The organism is Pseudomonas fluorescens (genome assembly GCF_900636825.1).
GTDB lineage: Bacteria > Pseudomonadota > Gammaproteobacteria > Pseudomonadales > Pseudomonadaceae > Aquipseudomonas > Aquipseudomonas fluorescens_BG.
The window spans coordinates 1,563,968-1,583,695 of the sequence record NZ_LR134318.1; the positions used below are offsets into that span (position 1 = coordinate 1,563,968).

Genomic DNA, 19,728 nt, shown 5'->3' on the forward strand with positions numbered 1-19,728 from the left:
GGCTGACACTGCGCCATCGCAGTCCGTTTTTTTTCATACGCAATAACTATGTACCGCACCTGACTACCGCTTGATCGACACGCTGTGCCCTACAGACAAGGAGTGACTGTATGGCACAAAACACATTCAACGATGGCACGTCAGGCGATGTTGTCATCCGCTCCGGGCCACCTGCTTCAAGCGGTGGCTCCGGAAGCGGCTTTGGTGGTGGCGGTGGCGTCTCCGGCGGTTTCGGTGGCACCAGCAAGAAAAAACAAAAAGCTCGAAAACGTGCTTTAGCGGCTCATCGTCAGGCGCAGGCAAATCAGCAGGCCGAGGCGGCGGCCAGAGCGCAGGCCGAAGCGGCGCAAGCACAGGCGGCCCAAGCGCGGGCTCAGGAACAGGCGCGCCAGCAGGCGCTTTTGCAGTTTCTGGAAAGTCTGGCTCAGCGACATAACGTTATCAGAGCCGCAGCAGATAGCCGCTTCGCTGAGCGAACCAAGCAACTATCGCCGTTGCTGGAGCAGGAAATTGTCGCTTCGCGCAGACCGCCGACTATCAATAACAGCGAGCGCTGGCAGCTTCATACCATCACGCTGCAGAAGAATGAAATTGACGGACTGATCGCCCGTAAAACTGCAGACCTCAACGCAAAAAATACCTTGGCCCGATCCTTCGATGGCCATGATCCGCTGACCCGCAACGCCAACGATTACCTGACACGACTGGAGCAGTTTGGTCAGGCACTCAATGACGGTCACCAGATTTGGGAAACCGCTTATAACGCGGCCCATGAGGCGCGGTTGCTGGCGTCGCAAATCAATGTGCTGCGCGGCAAGTCCGCCGCACTGGCCCGCCATCACGCAGAGCAAAAGGTGGTCTGGCGCGAAAGGGATGCTAATTGGGAAGCGCAGCGCAAGTTTGTTGAACAGCGTGAAGCTCGTGTTCGGTTCAAGCAACAAGTTGACGAAAACGCCCGCGTAAGTCAGCTCAGGCAGGCCAATACATTCACCGTCCCGATGGCGCCTGGCGCAACGTTTTTGATGCAAGCCGGGGCGTGGGTGGCTGATGTGTCCACCAAGCTTCTTGTAAAGGCAGTGCAAGAAGCTGTCAGTCGGCTTGCCCTTCCCGCATTGGGTCCCCGACCGACCACTGTCTTGATTGCCGGGTTGGTGTACTCCCCGACGCTGGGCAATGGCGAACTGACTCCGGAACAGAGGCGGCGACTTTTCCAGTCTGTGGCCGTTCCTGCTCAGGCGCTCGGCCTTTCTGATGAGCAAGCGCTGCGGTCGATAGCGGATTCCGGCGGTTCGGTCGAGATGCCTTACCGGCTCAAAAACGAGAATGTGCCCGACGGAACCGCGGTGATTGTGGTCGCCACAGGTAATGACATCGGTACTCAGGTACCGGTCATCAACGCGGTACTAGATCCCCTGACCGGGGATTACACCGCTCAAGTACCCGGCTCCCCGACTCGATACTTGCAGTTCACAGCGGACATTCCCGTTTCGCAATCCGCCTCTAGCCAAGCTCGGGTTGCGGTACTCCCTCCGCTGACGCAGAACCTGCCCAAGGGCGCTGACCTACGCATTCAGGATTGCATTATCTGTCTGCCCGGTTCGGCACCGATCTATTTGTCCTTTAGCCCTCCACCATTGGGATCGGGCATTGTCACCGGGACCGGGCAGCCCGCCACCGCCGACTGGTGGAAGCACTCGACTGGCACGACCGGCGCGGCCATACCTACCCAGATTGGCGATCAACTTCGTGGCCGGGAGATCACTTCATTCCGAGCCTTTGACCAGACGTTTTGGCGAACACTCGGCGAGCAAGCGGCGCTCACCGAACAATTCGATGAGGTGAATAAAAAACGCGTCGAAAAAGGCTTCGCACCTTACGCACCGAAAAGCGCCTGGGTTGGAGAACGGCGTGACTTCGAACTGCGTTTTCAGGAAACCGCAGAAATCGGTGCCAATCCGTTCAACCTCGACAAGATCAGTGTTGCCACGCCGCGAAGCGCTCATGGCCGTCGAGGCGTCTTGCCGAACGTTCAGCCCTGGCCGGTTCCGCCCGTGGGAATTGGTACCTGGACGCCACCTGTCCCTCCGGGCGCGGAGCAGCTTGGATCAACCACCACACCGATTGCTCCGTCAACGCCCGTGGTTTATCCCGGCCAGCCTGTCATCCCGATCCTACCGGCAAACGAGACGTTTCCGGCTGTCGATGAAGGGCAGGTTGGTGCGAATATTCCCGGGTTCCCGGCGGACATGGAGTTGCCTTCGCCGGACCTGGTATTCGTCGGGCCACCGGTGGAGCCGCTGGAGGTTGGGCCGTATAACGAGCTGAGTGGGCGCAGTAGGGGAGATGGGTTGGATATAGACCATATTCCTTCGCGAAAGGCGTTGGATCTCCATTTGAGATATGCGTTTCCAGAGCTTAACCGGCAAAGAAGGGCAGATATGGTGAACAAAGCCCCCAGTGTGGCAATTCCAGTTTATGTACATCAAAAATTCAGTGAAACTTATGGTGGACGGAACAATAGAAATAAGCAGATGGCGGACGCGGAGAGCCTGCGACGTGCCGTAGACATAAATTTTGACGCTATAAAAATTGGTCTGTCGCAGATGGGATTTGATGAGGTGTCTATAGAGAAAGCTCGTTCTGAGATTCACGATCTTCATAACCGTCAAGGGTGGTACGAATGAACATGCTGGAAATTCATAAATGGATAGTTGTTCTTGGTAAAACGTATGATGTTCTCTTGGATAAAGGTTTTTTTGTCGCGTCTCATAAGTTAGATGCGCTGTACCCGGATTGTGATTTGCTGGATGTTGAGTTGGAGGCTGGGTTAAGTCTTGCTTTTTGGGCCGAAACAAAAAAGCTGGAAACTTTATTTGTTACTTTGAAAAAAACCACGCCCTCCACTACCGTTTATCAGGGGGAGCTTTCTGCACCCTATAAAAAAAATATGGATCAAAGAGATGTACATGCGCTTTTCGGAAAAGCCACTGAGTCCAGGGGGCCTATAAAGATGCCTGAACCAATGGGCCAGACAGGCGGTTGGGAGTCCTATCCGCTTGATCAAAAACTTTATCCCGGAGTAAAGGTGGTCTTTCAATATACAGCTGATATGCAGGTTGACACGTTGGTCTTTACGTTGATTGATAAAGCGCGAGAGTAACTGAATAAGTGCGGAGTTGCGGCTGTTACTTACGGCTTTATGGCTTCGATCCCTCAGCCTTCATTCCGACCTACCGGCAAACGAGACGTTTCCGGCTGTCGATGAAGGGCAGGTTGGTGCGAGTATTCCCGGGTTCCCGGCGGATATGGAATTGCCTTCGCCGGATGTGTTGTTTCTGGATCGGCGGGATGATCCGGGAGTTGCGACGGGGACAGGTTCTGTGGCTTCGAACGATTGGCAGGGGAGTTGGACAGCAAAAGGACTCCCTATTCCTTCCCAAATCGCGGATCTACTAAGAGGGAAGGAGTTCAGTAATTTTCATGGATTTCGCCGTGCATTTTGGAGGGCTGTCGCTGCAAATTGAGTATTGAGTAGAAGATTTAGCCCGATCGATTTGCAATTGATGAAGAAAGAGAATGCGCCATTCGCGTCCGCCAACGATAGGAACGGGGGAAGAGTGAAACTTGAAATTCACCACCTTGAAGAAGTCGCCAAAGGTGGGGCTGTTTACGATATGGACAACCTGATAGTGCTACCTCCAAGACAACATATTGATCTGCACAGGAAAGGAAACTGAAAGTGATTTTTAAAGAAAAATTTGAGGATTACAGCGAATCCGAATTTTTAGAGTTTTTACGAGCTCCTTATGAGGCACGGGAGGAGATGTCTGCTGATGAATACGATGCCTTCGTCATAAGAGGGGTACTGCATTTCGAAAAATTAACTCAACATCCTGATCAGTCTGATTTGATTTTTTATCCTAAAGCGGGATGCGAAAGCACTCCTGAAGATGTACTGCGAGTGATTAAGGAATGGCGGGCACTTAACAATAAGCCGGGCTTGAAACCTGAGTAAGCGCCTTCGAATCTCGGACCTCTGCGCCGGTATTCGCTCGACCACCGAGCGGGTACCTTCGCTGTACGCTGAACTAATAAACAAGGAAGTTTAGATCATGCAATTGAAACCATCCCTCAAGGATTACACCGAACCCGAATTCCAAGCGTTGGTCGACAGAATCTGGGCTGTCGATTTGCAAAAAGCCGATCATGATCGGTTGATCAACCATTTTGACCGGATAGCAGGTCATCCCAAGGGCGCCGATCTACTGTTCGATCCTCCTGATGAATACTCTAATCCAAACTCCGCTGACGCCGTGGTCTACTACGTCAAGGATTGGCACCGTAAACAGGGTCGTGTGGCGTTCAAGGGGCAGGCCTCGCTGGCTTCGCCTGCACAGCCGGTCATACCTCCAGCGACGATCAATTGGGCGCAAATAAATCAACAACGCATTGCCCGAGAACTGATTGATAACCAAAAAGCCAGTGCTGATCTGACGACCTCACAGCGTGCTGCGCAAGCGTCACTCAGCCTTCTCGAACAACGGATTGGTGATCTGCGCAGACGATTGAATGCGCAGATAACCGCTTCGGACTTTGAGAAGGATATTCGCAGTCTGGAGATCGCCGAGTTCAATGCCCGTATCGCTGTTCGCGGTTACGAGTCCTGGAAAATGAGCGTCCAGTTCAAGAGAGACAATGCGCAGCGTGAGGCGAATTACGTGCAAGCTGAGCGGGGGCAGTGGCAGAGCATTGCCCAGCAAATTGGCGCTACCTATGACGGATATGTAGCGAGCCTGACTGTCGTTAATCAGCAATTCAAGCGGTTTCAAGAAGAGGCCGAAATACTTCTAAAGACTGCCCAGTCGCAACTTGTAGAACTACGCGAGCGACAGAACGCAGGATCGCCCCCTTCGCCTGTGCAGCTGATTGCTCCGTTTTCTTTCGTCGATGCACGCCCGGCGCTACTGATCGATGGCGAACTATCGCGCACTTTGGAATCCCATCGCGTGGATCTGCAAAAATCCATTCGTTCGGCTGTTGCGGAGTTTACGTGGCAGATCACCTCCAACATGCCGAGGGAACAAATTCAATACGCCGGCGTATTGCGTTTCGAATTTCGCAGTCGCGCGGAGGTGGGCCGTTACGGGGTTTGCGTACCTTTGTCCGAGTTCATGGTGCTTGAGGGGCTGGATTGGCAATATCTTGCTGCGACTAATGGGATCGTCGATGTCCCTTTCAGAATGAGCAGCGGCCACTATGCAGTGCCGAAGGGAACTCTATTTCAAGGCATCAGAGAAATCACAAGCCTGCAGCAGGTGGCAATAACGCCCGTCAACAAAGAGCTGAAACCCGGAGTAAGAGTGCGACCGGCAACGTGGAACGAGTCTGCGCAAACCTACAGTTTCACGGCTGATGGCGACGCTTCGGTGGCCGTCATCTGGCGCCTGCCTGAAACACTGGAAAATTCTTCGCCGCGGACTTCCAACTCTGATTATCGAATGAGCAGCCTCCAGTCGCCGAAGACACCTCTGATAGAACTATTTTCTGGTTCGGCCAGCGTCACTTTCAATGACTATGTGGTGGTTTTTCCCGCCGATGCAGACTTGGAGCCTGTGTACCTGATGTTCGAGGGTTAAGCTGAAGTGGCGTCGGAACTTGTGGGAGCCAGCCCTGCTGGCGATAGCGCAGTGTCAGTCGGCATGACGGTGGCTGACACACCGCCATCGCTGGAAACAGCATGAGGAACTGGGGAGATTGCTCCTCGGTGGCCGCGTCATCTTCGCGGCTGTGTGGATCAGCCGCCTCGGCATCCGACGCACCGCATATCCCCTGTAGGAGCTGCCGAAGGCTGCGATCTTTTGACTTTCAAGATCAAAAGATCGCAGCCTTCGGCAGCTCCTACACGGGAATTTGTGGGTTACATGAGGTGTTTTTCAGGTTCCGGAACATGTGCCGAACCCAACACCGCCGGCAGCAACCCCGCGCGCAAGTCCCCACCACTCGGCTGCTGATAAAGGCTTAAGCCAAACTCCGGCAATACCGCCAGCAGATAATCGAAAATATCCCCCTGAATCCGCTCGTAGTCGGCCCACACAGTGGTGCGGGTGAAACAGTAGATCTCCAGCGGAATGCCCTGCGCGGTGGTCTGCATCTGCCGGACCATGCAGGTCATGTTCGGCTGAATCTCCGGATGACTCTTCAGATATGCCAGCGCGTAGGCGCGGAAGGTGCCGATGTTGGTCATCCGGCGGCGGTTGGCCGACATCGCCGCGACGTTGCCCTGTGCTTCGTTCCAGGCTTTGAGTTCGGCCTTCTTGCGACTCATGTAGTCAGTCAGCAAGTGCACCTGTGAGAGCTTTTCTTCTTCGTCGTCGCGGATAAAACGCACGCCGCTGGCATCGATGAACAGGCTGCGCTTGATCCGCCGCCCACCGGATTGCTGCATGCCACGCCAGTTCTTGAAAGACTCCGACATCAGCCGCCAGGTCGGGATCGAGACGATGGTCTTGTCGAAGTTCTGTACCTTGACAGTGTGCAAGGTGATGTCGACCACGTCGCCGTCGGCGCCAACTTGCGGCATCTCGATCCAGTCGCCGACGCGCAGCATGTCGTTGCTGGTCAACTGCACGCTGGCAACGAACGACAGCAGCGTGTCCTTGTACACCAACAGAATCACCGCCGACATCGCACCCAGACCCGAGAGCAGCAACAGCGGTGAGCGATCGATCAGGGTGGCGACGATGATGATCGCGCCGAACACGTACAAAACCATCTTCGCCAACTGCACGTAGCCCTTGATCGAGCGCGTGCGGGCATGTTCGGTGCGTGCGTAAATGTCGAGCAAGGCGTTGAGCAGGGCGCTGATCGCCAGCACCATGAACAGAATGGTGAACGCCAGCGCGACGTTGCCGAGAAAGTTCGTCGCGTTTTTACTGAGCTCCGGCACCAGATGCAGGCCGAACTGGATCACCAGCGACGGCGTCATTTGCGCCAGGCGCTGAAACACCTTGTTATGGCGAAAGTCATTGATCCAGTGCAGCGCCGGCTGTCGGCCGAGCATGCGGCTGGCGTGCAGAATCAGGTAGCGCGCCACTCGTCCGAGCAACAGCGCAATCACCAGCAACACCATCAGCGCCAGTCCCGATTGTAAAAGCGGATGTTCTTCGAGGGTGCCCCAGAGGTCCTGGACGTTGAGCCAGAGCTGTTTTATTTCCATAAGCGAAACGGTTCTTCTGTAAGACGCGAGGACCGATTAGAGCATTTAAGACGCTGTGTATTGCAACGAGTGACAAATCGGGCAACAAAAAAACCACTGATTGTCGCCGTTTGCACAAAGAAACTCGGCCTGAGCGCTCGAAACCGGTAACCTATGCAGCTGTTTTTTTGCATATCTTCGAGGTAGCACCCGTGTTTTCCCAATTCGCCCTGCACGAACGCCTGCTCAAAGCCGTGGCCGAGCTGAAATTTGTCGAGCCAACGCCTGTGCAAGCCGCGGCCATCCCGCTGGCGCTCCAAGGGCGTGATCTGCGGGTGACGGCGCAAACCGGTAGTGGCAAAACCGCCGCTTTCGTTCTGCCAATCCTCAATCGTCTGATCGGCCCGGCCAAGGTTCGCGTCAGCATCAAGACCCTGATCCTGTTGCCGACCCGCGAGCTGGCCCAGCAAACCTTGAAAGAAGTTGAACGCTTCTCGCAGTTCACCTTCATCAAGTCCGGCCTGATCACCGGCGGTGAAGACTTCAAGGTGCAGGCCGCGATGCTGCGCAAAGTGCCGGACATCCTCATCGGCACCCCAGGGCGGATGATCGAGCAACTCAACGCCGGCAACCTCGATCTGAAAGAAGTCGAAGTGCTGGTGCTCGACGAAGCCGACCGCATGCTCGACATGGGTTTCGCCGAAGACGTGCAGCGTCTGGTCGACGAATGCCCGAACCGCCAGCAAACCATGCTGTTCTCCGCCACCACCGGCGGTTCCGGCCTGCGCGACATGATCGCCAAGGTCCTGAACAACCCAGAGCATTTGCAGCTCAACGCGGTCAGCCAGCTGAACTCGACGACCCGTCAGCAGATCATCACTGCTGACCACAATCAGCACAAAGAACAGATTGTGAATTGGCTGCTGGCCAACGAGACCTATCAGAAAGCGATCATCTTCACCAACACCCGCGCCATGGCCGACCGTATCTACGGCCGCCTTGTGGCTCAGGAATACAAAGCGTTCGTGCTGCACGGCGAGAAAGACCAGAAGGATCGCAAGCTGGCGATCGATCGTCTGAAGCAGGGCGGCGTGAAGATCCTCGTGGCGACCGACGTTGCGGCCCGTGGCCTGGACGTCGATGGGCTGGATATGGTGATCAACTTCGACATGCCACGCAGCGGCGACGAATATGTGCACCGCATCGGTCGTACTGGTCGTGCCGGCAACGATGGCCTGGCGATCTCGCTGATCTGTCATGGCGACTGGAACCTGATGTCGAGCATCGAGCGCTATCTGAAGCAGAGCTTCGAGCGCCGTACGATCAAGGAAGTCAAAGGCACCTACGGCGGGCCGAAAAAGGTCAAGGCCTCTGGCAAAGCCGTTGGCGTGAAGAAGAAAAAGACCGATGCCAAGGGCGACAAGAAGAAAACCGCTGCCAAGACGCCGACCAAGCGCAAGAGCGTCAACCGTCCAAAACCGGATTCTCTGGTCAGCAGCGACGGCATGGCCCCGCTGAAACGCCGCAAGCCAGCCGAGCCTGCGGCTGAGTAAGGCTTTCGACGCGCATGAAAAAACCGGACATATGTCCGGTTTTTTTTGCCTTCAACTGTCGGCTTTTTTCTCCGCTGAACCCAGTTCCTTCAACCGCTGATCGATCAACTGGCATTTGTCCGGCAGATCGGCACTGGCCGTGCCCAGATCCATTTTCTGCAACTCGGCGTTGATCTCCTTTGCCTTGTCTGGATTCTGCTGGGTAAGCTTCGAGACTTCCTTGGCCAGTTGCTCGCGTTTGATCGTCGCCTCTTCCGGCGTACAGGCCCAGACGGGCAGGGCGCTGGCGAGCGTGGCGGCGAGAGTAAGCTTGATCAGGGTTTTCATGGGCAGGCCTCAGTTCCGGTTAAGGCGGGTACAGCGGTTGAGGGCACAAGCGTGAGAAAAGTTCACAAACTGTGGATTCAACGAGCGCTCAATCGCCATGGCAGCAGCCCGATTTCGTCGCGCCGTCATACCGATCATGATGCCGCACCCATTCCATGATCTCGTCCTCATTCCTGCCCTTGGGCGTCAGATCCAGAAAGTTGTAAGCGCCGACCAGCATGTCCAGGCCTCGGGCATAGGTTGAATAGGTGTGGAAAATCTGCCCTTGATCGTTGCGATAAAACACACTCAGCCCTGGCATTTCCTCCTCGGCGCTGTCAGTTTTTTCGTAATTATACGTAGCCTTTCCCTCGGCAACGTCTCCCGCACGGGCGCAGACGCCGAAATCGTAATTGAAGTCGCAGCCCTCGGACGAAACCCAATCGAATTTCCAGCCCATGCGCTGTTTGAACGGCTGAAATTGGTTGTACGGCGCGTGGGAAACCGCCACCACCGCGACGTCATGATGGGACAGATGCAGATCGGCGCCGTCGATGTGGTCGCTGAGAAATGAGCAGCCCTGGCAGCCTTCCTTCCAGCCTTCGGCGAACATGAAATGGTAAACGATCAACTGGCTGTGCTTGCCGAACAGGTCTTTGAGCTGCAGTTCGCCGTTGGGCCCTTGAAAATGGTAGTCCTTGTCGACTTTTACCCATGGCAAGGCACGGCGTTCGGCACTCAGCCGATCACGCTCGCGGGTGAAGGCTTTTTCGTGGGCCAGGTGCTGCTGACGGGCGGCGAGCCATTCTTCGCGTGATACAACCGGATGGTTTGCAACGTTCATGACCTGTCTCCTGCGGGATTGAACCGGCTGTTTCAGACTAGTCGTTCGACGCACAGCAGATTCGACAAACCGCCCGTCGGCCGCGGGCAAAATATGCGGCTGAACCGCTGCGCGCCGCTTCGGTCACAACCTTTGAACGCGGCACACATCACCCGCACCGGAGGTTGGATCAGGATGACGACTTATAACTGGGATTTCATTGAACGTTTGCTTCACGAAGTGCAGAACAGCGCCGGCCACAGCTTCGCGCCGCGCGCTTATGCCGAAGACTACGCGGCAGAGAAGGCCAGCGCTGGCGAGCCGATCGACAACCTCGATCACCTGAAAACGCTGGCCTGCGACTATGAGAAGCTCCTGCTGGAACGCGGATTCATTGAGCCACGTCCGGATGATCAGGGCAGTACCGGCAACAACTTCATTCTGACCCCGCGTGGGTCCAGCCTGTTGAGCCTGATCGACAGCAGCATTCCGGGCAATGACCATCCGCGTCAGGTGCTGGATGATCAAGACGATGCGCTGGATGAGCTGACGTTTGATGAAGTTGCGTCCAAAGCTCAAATCGCTTGATTAAACGGTATTCCCTTGTAGGAGTGAGCCTGCTCGCGAAAGCGGTTTGTCAGCCAAGGATGTGCTGAATGGGTAAACGCTATCGCGAGCAGGCTCGCTCCCACAGGAACATCGATATATTCAAGGTTTTTGCGCCGCCTTCAGGCACTTGAGGTCGTTGAAGTCCTTGCGCACGCCCTCGATCTTTTTCAACAAGCGCTCGCGTTGTTGCGGCGTGCTTTCCGCCATCAAGTCGACAAACAACGCGCGGGCTTGTGCTTCAGTCTTGGCATAAGCCTCGCGGTAGTCCGCTGTCCATAACCGCTCACGATTGACCAGCAGCGTCTCGATACGTTGGGGAAATTCGGGGCTTTTGCGCTGCGCGACGGCGGCGCTGAACTGTTGCTGCCAATGCGCGCGATTGGCGATCCACTGGGTATTCTGGTCGCCCAAGGCGCTGGTCCACGCGACGACGCGTTGTTTCTGTGTGTCGCTCAACGGCCCCAGCCAGTCATTCAGCCGTTTTTCCATGCGTTCGCCACGCTCCTTGATTTGCTGCGCCAAGGGCGGTTTCACGTATTCCTGCTGGCGTTTGCGCAGGTCTTTGGCGAACGCATCGTTCATCTCCGCAACCTGCTTATCGTCCAGCCCTTGCAGCAGCTCGATAGCGGACGGGGTGATTTCACGGGCGGTTTCGGCGATCGCCTGTTTGGCTTCGGCGGTGCGTTCCTGCAGCCCGGCGTCGGTGACTTGATTGGTCTCGACCATGGCCTGCAAGCGGTCCAGCCAATCCAGGTAACCGGGCAACTGCGTGGTGCAATGCCAGCTCAGATGCTCTTTGAGCCGCTCATTGAACCAGTCCTTCTGCTCGCCGTTCATGTCCACATAGTCGCCAAGCGACCATGGAATGATCACGTCGAGATTGCGGTAGGCCAGGCCCACGCGGCTGCATGCGCCGAGGGCGAGGGTAAACATCAACAGGGCGGCAATGTGTTTGAACCAGCGAGACATGGGCAAATCCTTGCGAGAGCCTGGCGTCGGGAAACTGATTCTTATGTGATGCAGGATGGGCGCGGCAGTTCAGCCGATCAGTAGAAAGTGCGCACAGCCTTGAGCGTGACGAGGCCGTCGCATTGGCTGTTGTGGCCGGAGTACGCCGAACAATCGCTGCCGCTAAGGCTGGAATTACTGTAAGTCAGATCCAGATCAACGCCCATGAACGGTCGGGACAGTTGCACCGACCAATCAGTGAAACTGCTGACATATCCGCCGTCTACCGCCACGGGTGTATTCAACTGGTGCGTGGTGTATTTCATGCTCACGCCGATGCCGAAGGGCTGATTGCCACCGAGGTCGGCAAACAAAGTGTTGTTTTGTTTATCCGGGTCGTTGCTCAACGCGACGCCGAAACGGCTGCCGAGCAGGGTCAGGCCACCGAACAGCTCTTGGCTGTCGAGGGTCTCCACGCTGGGATAGCTGTAGTGAATCATGCCGACTTCGTACCCGAGAATCTGATCGAAAGGCTGTTTGAAACCGACGTAGGAGTCGATCTCAAGATCCTTGCCGGGCGTGATGCCCATGCTCGGCGCGTACTGGCCGACATACAGGCCGCTGTCGTGGCTCAGATCGAGGCCGCCATGGAAGGAGCCGACTGCCGCTGGTTTGACCAGGCCTTGGGCCATGCTGCGGCTGGGAGTGGTGCCGAGTTTCAGGTCGAAGTCGCCCAACTCAGCCTGGAAAATCTGCGCGTGCGCACTCGGGCCCGCCAGCAGGCCTACGAGTAATAAACAGAATGTTTTGCGCATGCGTCTCTCCATGAACAGCGAGCGCAGGACAATGGGCCTGCTGAAACGCTTGATCTAGACGCGTGAAAGGATACCGGCGAATGCTCGGCATTGATGGCCGTTCGTCGATTGAAAAGGATTTTTGTTTAAAGCGAGGGGGATTACGCGGTGCCAGTCCAGACGCTTCGAAGCTCAAAGCGCCTATGGACGGGATGAAACCGGTTTTACTTCTTGCCCAGGCTGATCTGCTTGGACGGGCCGAACGTCTGGCCGCTGACGCCTTTGGCAATTTGCTGAATCTCGCCGCCGGACTTGAGGAACGCTGCGATCTGATCGTTGATCGATTCGCTGGTTTCAACGGCTGGAGCTGGCTTTGCTTTGCTGGTGGATGCTTTTACACGCATGGCGGCCATTAACCTGTAGAAAAGTAACTCGGCCAGGCATCGTACAGTAATAACTTGACAATTGCTTGGCAAATATCCCCGGAAATAACCCAACGCGGCGCTGCATTATTCTCGGTCAGTATTCGATATAACCAGCTAACCCCCTGTTTTAAATGAAAAGATCAAGGGGAACCGAACATGTGACAATCTGCCGCGAGCGTGCCGAGCCGACTGACGAGCGGCACCGCATGGGGCGCCAAGTCGAGGAAAAACAAGGCGCGGCACGGATTTCCCGCGAACCGCCGATCTGCCTCCCGGCGCCTTGCTAAAAACGGGTAGAATGCCGCCCACGCAATGAGGGTTCTGGAAATGGCTTTAGTCGGGCGCTACAACAGTTTGCAAGTGGTTAAACACACTAACTTCGGTTTATATCTGGATGGCGGTGCCGATGGCGAGATTTTATTGCCCAACCGTTATATTCCCAAAGATATTCCCAGCGAAGATGAAGACTGGCTCAACGTATTTGTTTATCTGGATAGCGAAGACAAACTTCTCGCTACCACCGAAAAACCGAAAGTTCAGGTCGGCGAATTCGCCAGTCTGAAAGTTGTGGAAGTCAACAGCATCGGTGTGTTTCTCGATTGGGGTCTGCCCAAGGATCTGTTGTTGCCGTACTCGGAAGAGAAGCGGCAGATGACTGCCGGCGAGTACTGCGTGGTGCACGTCTATCTCGACAAGCACACGCGGCGCATCACCGCCACCGCGCGTCTGGATCGCTACCTCGACAAAACCCCGGCGACGTACAGCCAGGGCCAGGAAGTTGATCTGCTGGTGGCTGAAGCGACCGACATGGGCTTCAAGGCCATTATCAACAACAAGCACTGGGGCTTGATCCACAAGAATGAAATCTTCAAGTTCATGCGTTCCGGCATGCGCGAAAAAGGTTTCATCAAGGAAGTGCGCGCCGATGGCAAGATCAGCCTGAGCCTGCAACCGGTGGGTCAGGAAGCGGCCAGCAGCCTCAACTCGAAGATCCTCGCCAAGTTGCGCGAGAATGACGGCACCCTGCCGGTCAGCGACAAGAGCGATCCGGCGCTGATCAGCAGCCTGTTCGGTGTCAGCAAGGGCAATTTCAAGAAAGCCATTGGTGCGCTGTACAAGGAAGGCAAGCTGGTCATCCACGCCGATCGCATTGAACTAACCTGACCCACCGCAGGCCCATGTAGGAGCTGCCGGAGGCTGCGATCTTTTGATCTTTTTTCTTCAAGATCACGATCACGATTAGGATCAGGATCAGGATCAGGATCAAAAGATCGCAGCCTTCGGCAGCTCCTACATTTGGAGGGAGTGGCAAATGAAAAAGGCGCTGATCGCTTACGTCGCAACGCTGCTGACGTTTCTGCTGCTCGACGGGATCTGGCTCGGCCTGCTGATGGCGCCGACCTATCGCGAACTGCTCGGTTCGCTGATGCTGGAAAAACCGCTGCTGGTTCCCGCAGCGGTTTTTTATTGTCTGTACGTCGTTGGCTGCGTGGTGTTCGTGGTGTTGCCGGCGCTGAGTTGGCAGCGGGCGGCGAAGCTCGGTGCGCTGTTGGGGCTGGTGGCTTATGGCACTTACGATCTGACGAATTGGGCGACCTTGCGTGGCTGGTCGATGCAAGTGAGTTTGATGGATTGGGCGTGGGGGACGGTGGCGACGGCGATTGCCTGCACGGTGGGCTTTTTGCTGGCGAAGCGACTGGCGTGAGCGGATCCAATGAACGTGATCGCAACGCTGGCCTCTTCGCGAGCAGGCTCGCTCCCACATTTTCCGGGTCGTTCAACGATTCCCTGTGGGAGCGAGCCTGCTCGCGAATGACGCGTAGCCGCCAGCCATTCGCCGCTGACGCCACTGACCAACTAAATGTCTTTTCCAGACGGCTTTTTCTGCGCATCTGATCGATAATCCCCGACACAGTTTTCTGACCATTGGATGGCCTGCCATGTTGTGTGTGTTCGAGGTGTCGCGGTGAGTGCCGAGCGGCGTAATGCCGACGGTTTTGCCCTGCAAGTGATGATCGGCCTGTGCCTGATCTGGGGTGTGCAACAGGTCCTGATCAAATGGGCGGCAACCGACATCGCGCCGGTGATGCAAGCAGCGGGGCGTTCGGGTATTTCGGCGCTGCTGGTCGGGTTGCTGATTTGCTGGAAGGGTGGCTGGGATCAAGTCGCCAGCACCTGGCGCGGTGGCTTGCTGGCGGGGGCGCTGTTCGGTCTGGAATTTCTGTTCATCGCCGAAGGCCTGCAACTGACTACCGCCGCGCACATGTCGGTGTTCCTTTACACCGCGCCGATTTTCACCGCGCTCGGCGTGCATTTCCTGCTGGCCAGCGAACGCCTGCGACCGTTGCAATGGCTGGGAATCCTGCTGGCATTTATCGGGATTGCGATTGCCTTCGCTGGCGGTGTGTCGTGGGATAACCTCGACCGCCGCATGCTGCTCGGCGATGCCTTCGGCGTACTGGCCGGCGCCTGCTGGGGCGCGACCACCGTGGTGGTGCGCGCGTCGCGACTGTCGGAAGCACCGGTGACGCTGACCCTGTTTTATCAGCTGATGGTCGGGTTTGTCGGCCTGCTGCTGATCGCGCTGTTCAGCGGCCAGATCACTCATGTCAGCCTGACCACCGTGGCGGTGGCGAGCGTGCTGTTTCAAGGCCTGGTGGTGTCGTTCTTCAGTTACCTGGTGTGGTTCTGGCTGCTGCGCCGTTATCTGGCGGCCAACCTTGCAGTGTTTTCGTTCATGACCCCGCTGTTCGGCGTGACCTTCGGCGTGTTGCTGCTCGGTGAACAACTGAGCGTGAACTTCGTCATCGGCGCCGTGCTGGTATTGCTTGGCATCACCTTTGTCAGCGCCGAGCAATGGCTGCGTCGACGGTTGCGCAAAGCGCTGGGCCAGTAACCGGCCGGCGTCAGGGCTGTTGATGACGGAATCGATGCTCGCCAGTCTGCCGGGTCGCGTGCGCGTCGCAGCGCAGCCGTGGCCGATCCGGTCGGGGGTGCGACAACATGGCTCATGGTGCGTAAAGGCATGGCCGGCGCTTATCTCAACGCGTGGATCGAGGTGCAGCAGGCTGTCTATCCCGCGCCTGTAGCGGAATCTGGAGAAATTGCCTGAACCAATGGCCATGGATTCTGTTCAATTCAGTAACAGAACTTTGCGGATTTGGCCGAGCATTGCGTAGGACTTCGGACTATTATCAGTGCGAAGCGGCCTCAGAATTCCAGCCGCTCAGCACCACCCTGAAGGGGGCATGACGATGAAAGAGAAAATCCAGAACTGGCTGCACGATTTGGGGGTTGCCCTCGGTTTGATCGAACCGCCTCTGCAACCGGTACCGATTCGCACGGACGACGAACAGCGTCGGCGCCAGCCACGTCGGCGTTAATATCGCCGATCAAGATTTCAGGATCGCAGCCGTCGGCAGCTTCTACAAAAGGTAGGAGCTGGCGAAGGCTGCGATCTTTTGCTTTTCGCCAGGCGAAAAAAACGGGTGTGGCTACCGACGCCACACCCGCTGAAGAAAACATCAAATCCTTACAGCTGATTCAGATCGCAGTCGCCACTGTCGCAGGACGCGGCGAGAACAGGCTGACCAGCACGAAGCTCACCAGGCTGACACCGAGGCTGTAATAGATCGGCGTGTTGGCGTCCATACCGTCCTTGACCATGAATACCAGCGCCGTGACAAAGCCTAGTGTCATCGCGCTGATTGCCCCGGCGGTGGTCGCACGCTTCCAGAAAATCGCGCCCATCAACGGAATCAGCATGCCGCCAACCAGCAGGTTGTAAGCCAGGGTCAGGGCGCTGATCACGTCGTTGACGACCAGAGCAATGCCCAGCACCGCAACCCCGGTCAGCAGCGTGAACAGGCGGCTGACGGCCACGTTGGACTGTTTGCCGCCACGCAGCTTCGGCAGCAGGTCTTCGGTCAGCGTGGTCGACGCGGCGAGCAGGCCGGCGCTGGCAGTGGACATCATGGCCGCCAGTGCGGCAGCGATTACCAGACCACGGATACCATCCGGCAGCGAGACTTTGACGATGGCGGCGAAGGCGTTGTTGACGTTATCCAGATCCGGGATCAGGACATGCGCGGCCATGCCGATCAAGGCACAGACCAGGCCGTAAATGATGCAGTAGATCCCGGCCGAAGTGCCGGCGTATTTGGCGACTTTTTCGCTTTTGGCGGTGAATACACGCTGCCAGATATCCTGGCCGATCAGGATGCCGAAGAAGTAAATCATGAAGTAGGTGAGGATCGTGTCCCAGCCGATGCTGGTGAAGTTGAAGCTGGCCGCCGGCAATTGCGCGACCAGTTGATCCCAGCCGCCGACGCGGTACAGGCAGATCGGCAGCAACACGAACATCAGGCCGACGGTCTGGATGCCGAACTGGACGATGTCCGTCAGGGTCAGCGACCACATGCCGCCAATCGTCGAATAAATCACCACGATACCGCCGCCCAGCAGCACGGAGATCCAGAACGGTAGACCGAACAGCACTTGCAGCACGGTGCCGATCGCGAGGATCGAGGTCACGCCGATCATCAGTGCATAAGCGAGCATGATCGTCGCACTGGCGGTGCGCGCCATCGGGTTGTAGCGCTTTTCCAGAACCTGGGTGACGGTGAAGACTTTCAGTTTAAGCAGCGGTTTGGCGAGAAACAGGTTCAGCGCGACGATGCCGCAACCCAGTGCCGCGCACAGCCAGAAACCGGAGATGCCATGCACATAACCCAGACGCACCGTGCCGACGGTGGATGCGCCACCGAGTACGGTCGCTGCCATGGTGCCCATATACAGCGATGGCCCCAGGTTACGCCCGGCAACCAGATAGTCTTCGTGGGTCTTGGCCTTGCGCATGCCGTAGTAGCCGAGTATCAGCATCGCAGCGGCATAAATGAGTACGACGAATAAATCCAAAGCCATGATGGCGTGTCTCCGATTGTCTTTTTTATGGTGAGGCTAAAGTCGAATTTCTGTGTGGGAGCGAGCCTGCTCGCGAAGGCTGCAGTACATTCAATAAGGATGTGACTGACAGACCGCTTTCGCGAGCAGGCTCGCTCCCACAGGGAATTGCGTGTGTTCAGGCGGCCTGGCGCATGGCGGGTTTAGCCGGGGCATCGTTGCTTTGGCTGCGCACATCCGTCGGCCCAAACACTTCCCGCGGTTCCGGGAACAGCTTGAGCAATGTCAGATACACCAGCGACGCCAGGCCCAGTGTCACCGGCAAGCTGATGTCGATGCCGCCGGCCAGTTCGCCCAACGGGCCAACGAATTGCCCCGGCAGGTTGACGAAGCACAGGCCGACCAGCGCGCTCGGAATCCACGCACCGAGGCCACGCCAGTTCCAGCCATGGTTGAACCAGTAGCGTCCGCCCTGTTCGCCACGGGTGAACACTTGCAGATCATCCGGGCAATAGAAGCCGCGCCGCACCAGCAGGCCGATGATCATGATCACCATCCATGGCGTGGTGCAGGTGATGATCAGTACGGCGAAGGTCGACACGCTCTGCACCAGGTTCGCGGCAAAACGGCCAATGAAGATGAAGGCGATCGACAGCACGCCGATCAGCAAAGTCGCCTTGACCCGGGAGAGCAGGCGCGGGAACACGCTGGACATGTCCAGCCCGGTGCCATACAGCGACGTGGTGCCGGTGGACATGCCGCCGATTACCGCAATCAGGCACACCGGCAGGAAGAACCAGCTCGGCGACACAGCGAGCAAACCGCCGACATAGTTGTTCGCCGCAATGTAATCCGGCGCCTTGATTGCGACGATGGTCGCGGTGGCCAGCCCGAACAGGAACGGAATCAGTGTCGCCAGTTGTGCAGCAATCACCGCCAGCATGATCCGGCCCTTGGGCGTTTCACGCGGGATGTAACGCGACCAGTCGCCGAGGAACGCACCGAAGGAAATCGGGTTGCTCATCGCCACCAGTGCCGCGCCGATGAACGCCGCCCAGAACCCGGCCTGGCCCAGCGCCACACTACCGGCGTACTGGCTGTCAAAAGCGGGAGCGAAGGCGAAGATGCCGAGCAGGAACAACAGGCTCGCGGCCCACACAGCGATGCGGTTGACCCAAAGCATGATGCGGAAGCCGTAGATGCACACGGTCAGCACCAGCAGCGCGAACAGACCGTAAGCCAGGCCCAGGGTCAGGTCGGTTTCCGGCAAATCGACGAGGCGTTTGGCGCCGCCGACCAGCGCATCACCCGAGCTCCATACGGAAAGGGAGAAGAACGCGATCGCCGTCAACAACGACAGGAACGAACCGACAATCCGCCCGTGCACGCCGAAGTGCGCACCGGAAGATACGGCATTGTTGGTGCCGTTGAGCGGGCCGAACAGGCCCATCGGCGCGAGGATCAGCGCACCGACCACCACACCCAGCACAATTGCCCAGACGCCAGCCTGAAACGACAGGCCGAACAGCACCGGGAAACTGCCGAGCACAGCGGTGGCGAAGGTATTGGCGCCGCCGAAGATCAAGCGAAACAAATCGCTGGGTCGGGCGTCGCGCTCGTGATCGGGGATCTGTTCGACCCCGTTTGTTTCGATGCTGCTAAGGCTTTTTTCGTTGTTGTTGTTATTCATGATCTGCTCCGATCATAAAGGCGCGCTCATCGTGCGTGAACGTCACCTGTCTTGGCTAAGGGGATGGCAGCCCTTCCGGCATTGCGGACAAATGTTCGTGACAGGCCAGCCATAGGCCTTGTTGTTCTAGGCTCGACGCTTGTTTCCTGAAAACAATCGTCTCGCGCTCCTGGCTGAAGTGTTGCTCCCCTTGCATGCGCAGCTCGGTGGCCACGTCATGGATGAAAATCGCCACGTCACCCTGCAGGCTGACAAAAGCGTTGCTCGAAGTGCACGACAGCACTTCGAAACCATCCTCGGCGCGCCAGCTGTCCCACAATGCCTGATAGGCATCGCGCGACAGCAACGGCTGGTCGAGGGTGTAGAAAACGAAGCTGGCATCGGCGCTGAACGCACCGAAGTAAGCTTCGCGATCATTACGCGCAAACGCGGCGACCAACTCGGCGGCCGCGTGCAAAACCTGATCACGTTCGTGCATGACCG

At 57.0% G+C, this 19,728-nt stretch carries 19 protein-coding genes and 2 pseudogenes; 12 read left to right on the forward strand and 9 right to left on the reverse strand.

Going from position 1 to position 19,728, the window contains the following annotated elements; all coding sequences use genetic code 11:
- Window positions 1-110: 110 nt before the first annotated feature.
- The 5 genes and pseudogenes from EL257_RS07180 (at window position 111) to EL257_RS07200 (ending at window position 5,636) form a co-directional block, all read left to right on the forward strand.
- Window positions 111-2,684: an S-type pyocin domain-containing protein gene (locus EL257_RS07180; RefSeq protein WP_126361091.1), complete on the forward strand. Its 2,574-nt coding sequence runs from the start codon at window positions 111-113 to the stop codon at window positions 2,682-2,684.
- On the forward strand, window positions 2,681-3,160 hold the full coding sequence (locus EL257_RS07185) for a DUF6392 family protein (RefSeq protein ID WP_126361093.1): 480 nt from the start codon (window positions 2,681-2,683) through the stop codon (window positions 3,158-3,160). The genes EL257_RS07180 and EL257_RS07185 overlap by 4 nt, the downstream gene beginning before the upstream one ends.
- A gap of 145 nt (window positions 3,161-3,305) precedes the next feature.
- Window positions 3,306-3,737: pseudogene (locus EL257_RS28250) on the forward strand (hypothetical protein).
- A gap of 2 nt (window positions 3,738-3,739) precedes the next feature.
- A complete protein-coding gene (locus EL257_RS07195) occupies window positions 3,740-4,015 on the forward strand; it encodes a bacteriocin immunity protein (protein ID WP_126361095.1) in 276 nt (91 codons plus the stop codon).
- Between the two features lie 97 nt (window positions 4,016-4,112).
- Window positions 4,113-5,636 carry a bacteriocin immunity protein gene (locus EL257_RS07200; RefSeq protein ID WP_126361097.1) on the forward strand — a complete coding sequence of 508 codons (1,524 nt, stop codon included), beginning with the start codon at window positions 4,113-4,115 and terminating at the stop codon, window positions 5,634-5,636.
- A gap of 281 nt (window positions 5,637-5,917) precedes the next feature.
- Here EL257_RS07200 and EL257_RS07205 read toward each other — a convergent pair whose 3' ends face one another.
- A complete protein-coding gene (locus tag EL257_RS07205; protein WP_126361099.1) occupies window positions 5,918-7,216 on the reverse strand; it encodes a mechanosensitive ion channel family protein in 1,299 nt (432 codons plus the stop codon).
- Between the two features lie 191 nt (window positions 7,217-7,407).
- Between EL257_RS07205 and EL257_RS07210 the strand changes: the two genes are divergently transcribed.
- Entirely contained in the window at window positions 7,408-8,748 is a 1,341-nt protein-coding gene (locus EL257_RS07210; protein ID WP_126361101.1) for a DEAD/DEAH box helicase, read from the forward strand.
- Window positions 8,749-8,799: 51 nt separating this feature from the next.
- Here the strand turns inward: EL257_RS07210 and EL257_RS07215 are convergent, their stop codons facing one another.
- The gene (locus EL257_RS07215; RefSeq protein ID WP_126361104.1) at window positions 8,800-9,075 is read right to left on the reverse strand and encodes a hypothetical protein; all 276 of its coding nucleotides are present in this window, start codon (window positions 9,073-9,075) and stop codon (window positions 8,800-8,802) included.
- Between the two features lie 88 nt (window positions 9,076-9,163).
- Window positions 9,164-9,898: a DUF899 domain-containing protein gene (locus EL257_RS07220; RefSeq protein ID WP_126361105.1), complete on the reverse strand. Its 735-nt coding sequence runs from the start codon at window positions 9,896-9,898 to the stop codon at window positions 9,164-9,166.
- A 174-nt stretch (window positions 9,899-10,072) separates the two neighbouring features.
- Between EL257_RS07220 and EL257_RS07225 the strand changes: the two genes are divergently transcribed.
- Complete coding sequence (locus EL257_RS07225; RefSeq protein ID WP_126361107.1) at window positions 10,073-10,465, forward strand: transcriptional regulator; 393 nt, start codon at window positions 10,073-10,075, stop codon at window positions 10,463-10,465.
- A gap of 120 nt (window positions 10,466-10,585) precedes the next feature.
- On the opposite strand, the gene EL257_RS07230 is transcribed toward EL257_RS07225, so the two are convergent.
- The 3 genes from EL257_RS07230 to EL257_RS07240 form a co-directional block, all read right to left on the reverse strand.
- Window positions 10,586-11,455 carry a DUF6279 family lipoprotein gene (locus EL257_RS07230; RefSeq protein ID WP_126361109.1) on the reverse strand — a complete coding sequence of 290 codons (870 nt, stop codon included), beginning with the start codon at window positions 11,453-11,455 and terminating at the stop codon, window positions 10,586-10,588.
- A gap of 77 nt (window positions 11,456-11,532) precedes the next feature.
- Window positions 11,533-12,249 (reverse strand): TorF family putative porin, encoded by a 717-nt coding sequence (locus EL257_RS07235; RefSeq protein WP_126361111.1) that lies wholly within the window; start codon window positions 12,247-12,249, stop codon window positions 11,533-11,535.
- Window positions 12,250-12,452: 203 nt separating this feature from the next.
- Window positions 12,453-12,641: a hypothetical protein gene (locus EL257_RS07240; protein ID WP_016985943.1), complete on the reverse strand. Its 189-nt coding sequence runs from the start codon at window positions 12,639-12,641 to the stop codon at window positions 12,453-12,455.
- Window positions 12,642-12,980: 339 nt separating this feature from the next.
- Here EL257_RS07240 and EL257_RS07245 point away from each other — a divergent pair, with 339 nt between their 5' ends.
- The 5 genes and pseudogenes from EL257_RS07245 (at window position 12,981) to EL257_RS28190 (ending at window position 16,036) form a co-directional block, all read left to right on the forward strand.
- Complete coding sequence (locus EL257_RS07245; RefSeq protein WP_126361113.1) at window positions 12,981-13,817, forward strand: S1 RNA-binding domain-containing protein; 837 nt, start codon at window positions 12,981-12,983, stop codon at window positions 13,815-13,817.
- Window positions 13,818-13,965: 148 nt separating this feature from the next.
- A complete protein-coding gene (locus EL257_RS07250) occupies window positions 13,966-14,358 on the forward strand; it encodes a DUF2177 family protein (RefSeq protein ID WP_126361115.1) in 393 nt (130 codons plus the stop codon).
- A 261-nt stretch (window positions 14,359-14,619) separates the two neighbouring features.
- Window positions 14,620-15,549: a DMT family transporter gene (locus tag EL257_RS07255; protein WP_126361118.1), complete on the forward strand. Its 930-nt coding sequence runs from the start codon at window positions 14,620-14,622 to the stop codon at window positions 15,547-15,549.
- A gap of 19 nt (window positions 15,550-15,568) precedes the next feature.
- Window positions 15,569-15,765: pseudogene (locus EL257_RS27895) on the forward strand (LysR family transcriptional regulator); the annotation flags it as partial.
- A gap of 142 nt (window positions 15,766-15,907) precedes the next feature.
- Entirely contained in the window at window positions 15,908-16,036 is a 129-nt protein-coding gene (locus tag EL257_RS28190) for a PA1414 family protein (RefSeq protein ID WP_003184145.1), read from the forward strand.
- A gap of 160 nt (window positions 16,037-16,196) precedes the next feature.
- On the opposite strand, the gene EL257_RS07265 is transcribed toward EL257_RS28190, so the two are convergent.
- The 3 genes from EL257_RS07265 to EL257_RS07275 all read right to left on the reverse strand — a co-directional run bounded on the left by EL257_RS07265 (window position 16,197) and on the right by EL257_RS07275 (window position 19,723).
- Complete coding sequence (locus EL257_RS07265) at window positions 16,197-17,576, reverse strand: sodium:solute symporter (RefSeq protein WP_126361120.1); 1,380 nt, start codon at window positions 17,574-17,576, stop codon at window positions 16,197-16,199.
- A gap of 157 nt (window positions 17,577-17,733) precedes the next feature.
- Complete coding sequence (locus EL257_RS07270) at window positions 17,734-19,245, reverse strand: purine-cytosine permease family protein (protein ID WP_126361122.1); 1,512 nt, start codon at window positions 19,243-19,245, stop codon at window positions 17,734-17,736.
- Between the two features lie 55 nt (window positions 19,246-19,300).
- The gene (locus EL257_RS07275; protein ID WP_126361125.1) at window positions 19,301-19,723 is read right to left on the reverse strand and encodes a YybH family protein; all 423 of its coding nucleotides are present in this window, start codon (window positions 19,721-19,723) and stop codon (window positions 19,301-19,303) included.
- Between the last annotated feature and the right edge of the window lie 5 nt (window positions 19,724-19,728).